At 47.0% G+C, this 6,326-nt stretch carries 6 protein-coding genes; all 6 read right to left on the reverse strand.

All coding sequences use genetic code 11. The annotated features are described in order from the left end of the window. Positions 1-160: 160 nt before the first annotated feature. Entirely contained in the window at positions 161-1,792 is a 1,632-nt protein-coding gene (gene groL, locus ACQY26_RS06585; RefSeq protein ID WP_428048348.1) for a chaperonin GroEL, read from the reverse strand. Between the two features lie 23 nt (positions 1,793-1,815). Next, positions 1,816-2,109, reverse strand: coding sequence for a co-chaperone GroES (locus ACQY26_RS06590; RefSeq protein WP_428048349.1), 294 nt, complete (start codon positions 2,107-2,109; stop codon positions 1,816-1,818). 124 nt (positions 2,110-2,233) lie between these two features. Beyond that, the gene (locus tag ACQY26_RS06595) at positions 2,234-3,049 is read right to left on the reverse strand and encodes a PP2C family protein-serine/threonine phosphatase (protein ID WP_428048350.1); all 816 of its coding nucleotides are present in this window, start codon (positions 3,047-3,049) and stop codon (positions 2,234-2,236) included. Continuing rightward, positions 3,034-5,403, reverse strand: coding sequence for a serine/threonine protein kinase (locus ACQY26_RS06600; protein ID WP_428048351.1), 2,370 nt, complete (start codon positions 5,401-5,403; stop codon positions 3,034-3,036). Before ACQY26_RS06600 ends, ACQY26_RS06595 begins: the two co-directional genes overlap by 16 nt. A gap of 26 nt (positions 5,404-5,429) precedes the next feature. Continuing rightward, positions 5,430-5,888 carry a PC4/YdbC family ssDNA-binding protein gene (locus ACQY26_RS06605; RefSeq protein WP_428048352.1) on the reverse strand — a complete coding sequence of 153 codons (459 nt, stop codon included), beginning with the start codon at positions 5,886-5,888 and terminating at the stop codon, positions 5,430-5,432. 18 nt (positions 5,889-5,906) lie between these two features. After that, positions 5,907-6,326: AsmA-like C-terminal region-containing protein (locus ACQY26_RS06610; RefSeq protein ID WP_428048353.1), on the reverse strand; the 420-nt coding region annotated here is incomplete at its 5' end.

Consider the following 6,326-nt stretch of genomic DNA (forward strand, 5'->3'; position numbering starts at 1 on the left):
TCCAAGTGAGTAAAAAATCAAAATATACTCAAAAATAGAAAATTGTTAGCCGTGAGAGTGTAACTGAACACGAGTAAAAATAGACGAAGACTTAATTTAGAGTAAAAAAACAAATAAAAAAAAGGCCGGCGCTTTGGCGCCGGCCCATTCGGAACAAAAATTACATCATACCGCCCATTCCGCCCATGCCCATCGGAGGCATAGCCGGGCCTTTCTCCTTTTCGGGGAGGTCGGCCACCAAAGCTTCCGTCAAAAGTACGGTAGCTGCTATGGAAGCGGCGTTTTCAAGCGCGGTCCTAACCACTTTGGCGGGGTCGACTACGCCGGCTTTAAGCAAGTCTTCATAAGTGTCGGTATCGGCGTTGAAGCCTTCCGTGCCGCTCATGCTTCTTACTTTTTCGACAACGACGGAACCATCAAGGCCGGAGTTTTCGGCAATTTGTCTTAAAGGAGCCGTAAGGGCTTTCTTTACGATATTGATGCCGGTTTGTTCGTCTTCGTTGGAGGCTTTAAGGGCTTCCAAGGCCTTTTCGCATCTGACTAAAGCGGTGCCGCCGCCGGGGACCAAACCTTCTTCAACGCCGGCTTTCGTGGCGTTTTTGGCGTCTTCGACTTTTGCTTTTTTGGCTTTAAGTTCGGTTTCGGTGGCCGCGCCTACATTGATTACGGCTACGCCGCCGCTGAGTTTGGCCAAGCGTTCATGAAGTTTCTCTTTATCGTAGTCGGAGGTTGAAAGTTCAATCTGTTTTCTGATTTGGGCGGCTCTGTCGGCTACGGCTTTTTTATCGCCCAAACCGTTGACTATCGTCGTGCTTTCTTTGTCGACGATTATCCTCTTGGCGGAGCCGAGCATTTCCGGCGTGGCGTTTTCAAGTTTAAAGCCGCGTTCTTCGCTGATTACCGTACCGCCGGTAAGAACGGCGATGTCTTCCAGCATTTCTTTGCGTCTGTCGCCAAAACCCGGGGCTTTTACGGCGCAGCCTTTAAGGGTGCCGCGCAAGCGGTTTACTACGAGCGTAGCCAATGCTTCGCCGTCAACGTCTTCCGCAACGATGAGGAAGTTCCTTCCGCTTTGTACGATTTTCTCGAGCAAAGGCAAAAGTTCGTTCATAGTGGAAATCTTTTTATCGGTAATGATTACGGCGCAGTTTTCAAGCACGCATTCCATTCTTTCGGAATCGGTGATGAAATAAGGGGAGATATACCCTCTGTCAAACTGCATACCTTCCACGACGTCCAAAGTCGTATCGGCGGTTTTGCCTTCTTCCACCGTGATTACGCCTTCAAAACCCACTTTATCCATAGCTTCGGCAATTAAATCGCCTATTACTTTATCATTGGCGGAAATCGTCGCAATCTGCGCTTTTTCCTGTTTGGTTTTGACGGGTTTCTGCATTTTTTTGAGTTCGGCTTTTACCGCTTCTACGGCCTTTTCGATACCTTTTTTTACCAAGGTCGGATTGGCGCCGGCGGTAATGTTTTTGATGCCTTCGCTTAAAAGAGCATTGGCCAAAACCGTGGCGGTGGTGGTGCCGTCGCCGGCGACGTCATTGGTCTTGGAGGCGACTTCCCTTATAAGCTGCGCGCCCATATTTTCAAATTTATCTTCAAGTTCGATATCTTTGGCGATAGTTACGCCGTCGTCGATAATCAACGGTGATCCGAACTTCTTTTCCAACACAACGCTTCTGCCCTTGGGGCCTAAGGTTACTTTTACCGCATCGGCAACTTTGCCGATACCGGCTCTCATTTTGCTTCTTGCGTCTTCAGAAAATATAATCTGTTTAGCCATATTGTTTGAATTTCCCCCTTAAATTAGTCTAAAATACCGAGGATTTCTTCCTGGTGCATAATAATGTATTTTTCGTCGTCCAATTTTATTTCGGTGCCGGAATATTTGCCGTAAAGAACGGTATCGCCGGGTTTAACGTCCATGGGGAGCCTAGCCCCTTCTTTGTTTAATGCGCCCGGGCCGGCCGCCACTACTTTGCCCTGCATGGGTTTTTCTTTTGCGCTGTCAGGAATTATAATCCCGCCTTTTATTACTTCTTTGGGCTCAATGGGGCTGATGATTACTCTGTCCCCGAGCGGTTTAATCTTTGTTGCCATTACTTAGATTCCTCCTGATAAACTTTATAAAATCTTTTTTGGGCGAAGGCTTTTTTGGCATTCTCCGCCTTACATTGCTAATTTAGCATTATTTTTTATTTTTGTCAATCCCCAAAGCTGACTGCTAATTATTTTTAAGGAAAGAAATGACTTTATCCAAAAAGGATTTGTCCTGTTTGGGCAGCATTTTAAACACCACGCAGGAAACATTATCCTTGCCGTCGTTGCGGGCCGAGAATTTTACTATCTCCTGGCAGAGCCTGCCCGCGCTTAAAGGTTTTTTAAGGATTTCCGCGATTTCTTCGTCCTTAATGCCCTTATTGACGCCGTCGGAGCAAAGCATATATACGTCCCCGGGCTGAGGATTAAGTTTTATTATATCGCAGCGCATATCTTTCCTTAAGCCCAAAGCTTTGGTAAGAATGTTTTGTATTCTTGATTTTTCGGCCTGTTCTTTGCTGATAAGCCCGCGGGCCACCTGTTCCTGAACGTAAGAATGGTCTTTGGAAATCTGTTTAAGTGCGCCGTCACGCAGGCGGTAAATTCTGCTGTCGCCGATATGCACGGCCGCGCTTGCGCCGGGTTCTATGTAAATCGCGCTTAACGTGGTTCCCATTCCGCGCCTTTTATAATTTTCCGAAGAAAGCGTATAAATGCGAAGATTCGCCAAACCAGAAGCGTATAACAGTTTGCGAGGCATAGGGTCAAGCGAAGGTTCAAAATCCTGAGGAATTGAAATCTTTTTTGCTTTCAAATCCGCCAAAGTCTGCCTTAAAATGGACACCGCCAAATTACTGGCGACTTCCCCTGCGTTATGGCCGCCCATGCCGTCGGCAACCGCGCCAAGGCAAAGCTCCGGCGCGATGAGGACGCTGTCCTCGTTTTTTTCCCTTATTTTACCTATATCGGTATAAGAGGCCAGTTCTATATCAAATTCCATCTGTCTTCCCTCGCGGCAAGTATGTCAATCACAAAAGCCGCCGTAGCGTAAACGGCGATAATATACAGTATAAACAGCGGGACATTATCCTCATACCAAGAATATTTGATTTTCTCGTAAGGCGCTTTAAGCGCGAATACCCAAGTATACTGCTCCACCGCTTCCTGATTGGCGGTAGTGTTAAGCGTTGAAAGAGCTTCTATAAAATCGCTCCTAAGCTGTTCGGGCGACTTTCCGCGGTTTCTTTCCGCGCCGCCGTCGCCGGCGTCTTGGCCGGATTCGTAAGCGGTATAGCTGTGGGATAATTCTTTTGATGCGGGCGCTTCGTTCTTGGCTTTTGAAGCCGCAACAACCTCATCATGCAAAGCGTAGTAATCGCCGGAAGACTGATAAACCCATATTCCGCCCAAAGAAGCCGCGAAAAGCAAAACGCAAAGCGTTCTTAAAATGAAGCCGCCTCTTAAGAAAGTCAACAGGCAAACCGCGGCGCAGGCACCGTAAGCGCCGTACTTTAAGGGTTCTGTAAGCTCGCCGGAAGCGAAAACATCCGGCTTGACGAACTGAACAAAGAAGTAAAACGCCGCGCCGAATATTGCCGCGCTTATAAAGCGGTATATAAAGGAAAAGTCCTCAAAATCGTCAATTTTAAGTGCCAAACCGCCCGCAAGCAAAGCGTAAAACAAAGAATACGGATAGGAAGAAAGCGGCGCGATAACGGAATCGGGCTGAACCCAGCCGTAAAAACCGAACAGGTACGAGAGCAAAGCCAAAATAAATATGGCCGGCACAATCTTCTTAATAAGATCAAAGAAGAATAAAGCGCAAGCCACAGCCAAAAAGACGAAGCACACCGCACCCATAGCCATTTGGCCTTCTGCAAAAGAGCCGGAAGTCCACGGTTTTATGAAAGACGCCACCAAAGAAGTGTTTCCCGCCCCTGCCGCTGAAGCGCACAAAAAGCCCAGTTTCAGGAACAAAGCTATTGCCGCAAAAACGCCGAAGGCACTCAAGACCGTATACATAATCCCTTTTAAAAGGAACTTCCTTTTAGCCGCGGAGAAAGTTGAAAAAGGATTTTTTGAAGAAGTCAAAGCCCTTTTGCGTTCTTCCATTATCTTCTGCGTTTTCAAAACTTCTTTAGTCGGCGCGTCAAGGCTGTCCATACGGAATTTGTTTTCCGGCGCGGAAGGAGCCTGTGCGGACATATCGTCCCCGCCCAAAGCTATAACAGGTATATCGGCGGCGCGGAAAGAAGATTTGTTTTCCGCCGGCATATTCTGCCTTATTTGGCTGCCGAGCGCTGCCGTGTGCCGTTCATTTGTGCCGGCCACCGGCGAAGCGTTCATATCGGAATTCCTTACCTTGAGGCCGACCTCATCGGTAATATTAAGCCCTTGATTTAATTTAAGCTGATCGTCAGCGCGCTGTTTTTGAAAGAACATTAAAGTATCCGTTGCGCTTTGGAAGCGGTCATCGGGCTTTTTGCTCATCAATTTGCTTACGGCCAGGGAAAGCCAAGGCGGAATGCCCTTTCTGTATTTGGAAACATCCGGAACCGGCTCATTAATGTGCTTTTGGATGATATCCATGGAATTTTTGCCGGTAAACGGATATTTGCCGGTAAGTACGTAGAATAAGCTTGCGCCGACGGAATATAAGTCCGCGCGGACGTCTATTGGGTGGCCCAAGGCCTGCTCCGGCGAAAGGAAGTACGCCGTCCCGGCAAGCTCCGTGGTTTTAGTGCAGCCTTTTTCCTTATCCACTTTTTTGGCTATACCGAAGTCCACGATTTTGGCTTCCAGCTTTTTGTTTATAAGAATGTTTGAAGGTTTGATATCACGGTGTATTATGCCTTTTTGATGAGCGGCTTCAAGGCCTTTGAGTATGCCGATAAAAGTATCAATAATAAAAGATATCGGCAGATTAGGGCGTTTTCTTACGATTGAAGACAAACTTTCCCCTTCGATAAAAGTCATCACGATAAAATAAAAACCCTTCTCTTTGCCTACGTTATATACAGAAACAATGTTCGGATGATCTATTTCCGCTATGGCGCGCGCTTCGGTAAGGAAGAGGCCTACGGCTTTTTTATCATTGGCCAAAGCCGGGCTCAATATCTTTACGCAGACTATTCTGTCCAAAGCTTTATGTTTTGCTTTGAAGACGGTTCCCATGCCGCCTTCGCTTACTTTTTCAAGTATTACGCAGCCGGAAATTTCCTGCCCGATAAGGGCCATTTCCGGCCTTTGGCGGGGCTGATTTTTGGGTTGCACCGAAGAAGGAAGCTGCGCGGCTTTTGCGGCCGGCGGAACCTCCTCCTGTCTTAAAGGGTTTTTATTATTTTCTTCTGACATAATAATATACCGTGTTTTTAATTTGTTTATTTATTTTCTTCAAAATACTTGGCCGTTTTGGCGAACAATTCTTTTACTTCTTTAAGTTTTTCTATCGGCAGTCTTATGCCTTTTTTAGTCCAGCCGGTATAACTTTCGTCTTCCTGCCACTGGCGCAGATCTATGCCTTTGCTGCCCATATAGGAACTTACCCTAAGCACTATGGAAAGGCCTTGTTTTTTTGCGTATTTGCCGAGTTCGCCTTCCTGCACCGCTTTATAATCTTCCGGCAAGGCCGCCAAAGCCGTATTGATTTTGCCGACTATTTCCGGCGAGAGCGTTATCCCCGCTTTCGTAGGGCCGCTGTAAGTTTCCGATTTTAAATATTTCCTTATCGACACATATTTATAGCCTTTATAAGAGTCTATGGAAAATTTAATTTCGCTGCCGTCCTCGGAAGCCAGGGCCCCGATTAGGTTTAGTACCGAAAAAGTTGATTCTGCCATAATAAAAGACCTCCGCTGTTATTTCTTTTTAAATAAATTTTTTATTCCGCCGGTTATGTCTTTAACCGTGTTTTTTACATCCTGCACCGTTTGGGACGCCGCGGAATCTTTGCCGCCGCCCAAAAGGGAGCTTACCGTCGAAGCGACGTCAAGTTTGAAAGAGGGATCATTAACCGTTCCGCCTACTTTTATCGCCGCCGAACCCGACGCGTTTTTGCCGAGCCCGACTTTTATCTTCATATCCAGTTTTTCCGTAACGAAATTAACCGTACCCGTCGTGGTTATCGTGGCCAAGTCGGAATTTAAGTCGGACTTGTTTATCTTGGCGACACCGCCGCCCAAAGTATAATCCCCGACTATTGATTTATAGCTTACGCTGTCGGTGTTTATGCTGCCGCCGGATATCACCTGCGTCGCTTTAAGGGCTTTCTGCGCTAT

This window comes from Candidatus Proelusimicrobium excrementi (assembly GCF_937881865.1).
In the GTDB taxonomy this organism is placed as follows: Bacteria; Elusimicrobiota; Elusimicrobia; order Elusimicrobiales; family Elusimicrobiaceae; genus Proelusimicrobium; species Proelusimicrobium excrementi.